The 1,815-nt window shown below is 54.7% G+C and carries 2 protein-coding genes and 1 pseudogene; 1 reads left to right on the top strand and 2 read right to left on the bottom strand.

What is annotated here, in order from left to right; translation table 11 throughout:
* Nucleotides 1-404 precede the first annotated feature (404 nt).
* Nucleotides 405-749, top strand: coding sequence for a DUF2794 domain-containing protein (locus ACTG34_RS05585; RefSeq protein ID WP_439103996.1), 345 nt, complete (start codon nucleotides 405-407; stop codon nucleotides 747-749).
* A gap of 20 nt (nucleotides 750-769) precedes the next feature.
* On the opposite strand, the gene ACTG34_RS05580 is transcribed toward ACTG34_RS05585, so the two are convergent.
* Nucleotides 770-1,582: a C40 family peptidase gene (locus ACTG34_RS05580; RefSeq protein WP_439103995.1), complete on the bottom strand. Its 813-nt coding sequence runs from the start codon at nucleotides 1,580-1,582 to the stop codon at nucleotides 770-772.
* Nucleotides 1,579-1,815 (bottom strand): annotated as a pseudogene (locus ACTG34_RS05575) (leucyl aminopeptidase family protein); the annotation flags it as partial. The pseudogene ACTG34_RS05575 and the gene ACTG34_RS05580, both read right to left, overlap by 4 nt.

The following is a 1,815-nucleotide window of genomic DNA, read 5'->3' as shown; positions in this document are numbered from 1 at the left end:
GAATGTGATTTCAATTGCGCGGAGCGAGATCGTATCGTCGCCTCGGCCGTACGCATGTTTATGGCCGCGTACAAAGCGCCCTAATTTGCCGCGATCGGGACACCCCTTTTAATGACGCAGGTAAATAAAAAGCCGGGACGCACGTAGCGATCCCGGCCTAGTTTAGTCGTATGAAGCAAACTCCCCGGCGACGCGAACTGGGTGGGGGCTGTTAAACCGCGGCGCCGGGGCAAAGCGTTTCGCTCCGTGACACCAGTTTTCGCCTACAAAGCGGGCTAAATCGGGGAGCGAAAACGATGAACAGCGGGTCTTTTTGCGGCGTAATTTAGGCAGACATTGATGCGAACGGGATCAACAATGCATCCTCTCTTGATTTACAAGGAATATCACCACATTCTCTCTAAATGACGGCTCAAACCCCAACACCCTTTCCGCACATAATTTCGGATGAAAAAGTCGCGTTCGATAAAAGTGAACTCAATGCGATTCTCGGTGTCTATGGTCGATTCGTCGCCGCGGGCGATTGGCGGGATTATGGCATGTCGTTCTTAAAAGACGTTGCAGTGTTTGCGATATTCCGAAGGACCGCTGAACATCCGATTTACCGGATTGAAAAACGTCCGCGACTTCGAAATCGCCAAGGCATGTATTGCGTGATCTCAATGGATGGACAAATCCTAAAACGCGGTCACGATTTGCGCATTGTTTTGCGATATTTCGACCGCAAGCTCATCCGCGCTGTGGACTAACCGCAGTCCACAGATGCCGCTCACAACCTGCGATGTGCCGTGACATCGCCATCCCCCTGCGCTTTTATACGGGCAATCGCCTTTGAGATGGGTTCGTAGGTCACCGCCATATGGTAGGCGTTGGCGTGAATGAGCACTTCGTCATCGACACACATAGCGACATGCCCGTCCCAAAATATTAAATCGCCGCGTCGATAGCCGTCACGCGCGTCAGCACCAAGATAGGCTTGCATATCACTATCTCCGGGACACGATACGCCGGACGCCAACAATCCCGCCTGCACCAAACCCGAACAATCAATTCCGAACGAGGTATTCCCCCCCCACAGATAAGGTGTCCCGAACAACAATTGTGCGATGGTCACAGGGTCGGAAAACGGTCGATCTAATGGGCGGATATGCGGCTTGGGCACGAAAAGCCCGCCCTCCACTTCCATATATTTGCGCCGCTCATCGATAACGCGGATACGACTGCCAAACGGCAAGGATGTCACAGCCTCGGATTTGAAATCGTCGGTCGGGTAGAGATGCGTGGCGCGCACCGAAATGATATGGGTCGCCTCCACCGCAGGGCCTAAATCGCTTTGTGCGACATAGCCCACATAACCGTCACGCGCGGCAATCCCGAACGCGTAGCCGTCATGGACCTCCAAGACATCAAACGTCTCGCCATGCAAAAGTTGCCGGTCGCGCGCTCCACCAGGGCCGGATCGAAGATCGGCCACCGAAACGCAGACACTCAACGCGACGGGCGACACCACCGCTTGGCCGACGTCGGCATAACGGTCCAACGCAACACGCGCGTTTGCGGGTGTAATCCGGCGGTCACTCATAGCGCAAATAAATCCGACAACGCTTCGAGCAGCGCCCTACTTCCCTGCCCCGCGCCCCCTTTTGGACGCGCAGGCGCGGCTGACGGATTCCAGCCATAGATATCAAAATGAACATATCGCGACGTTTGCGTAACGAAACGGCGCAAAAACAAGGCCGCAGTGATCGATCCGGCAAAACCACCAGATGGCGCGTTGTCGAGATCAGCAATACCAGGCTCAATCATCAGTTCATA

Origin of the sequence: Celeribacter marinus (genome assembly GCF_965656515.1) — a bacterium.
GTDB lineage: Bacteria > Pseudomonadota > Alphaproteobacteria > Rhodobacterales > Rhodobacteraceae > Celeribacter > Celeribacter marinus_D.
This window is presented reverse-complemented; position numbering and strand designations above follow the sequence as displayed.

Excerpts from the sequence above, each read along its gene's own strand:
- ACTG34_RS05585 (WP_439103996.1), top strand. The coding sequence starts at position 405 with ATGACGGCTCAAACCCCAACACCCTTTCCGCACATAATTTCGGATGAA.
- ACTG34_RS05580 (WP_439103995.1), bottom strand. The coding sequence starts at position 1,582 with ATGAGTGACCGCCGGATTACACCCGCAAACGCGCGTGTTGCGTTGGAC.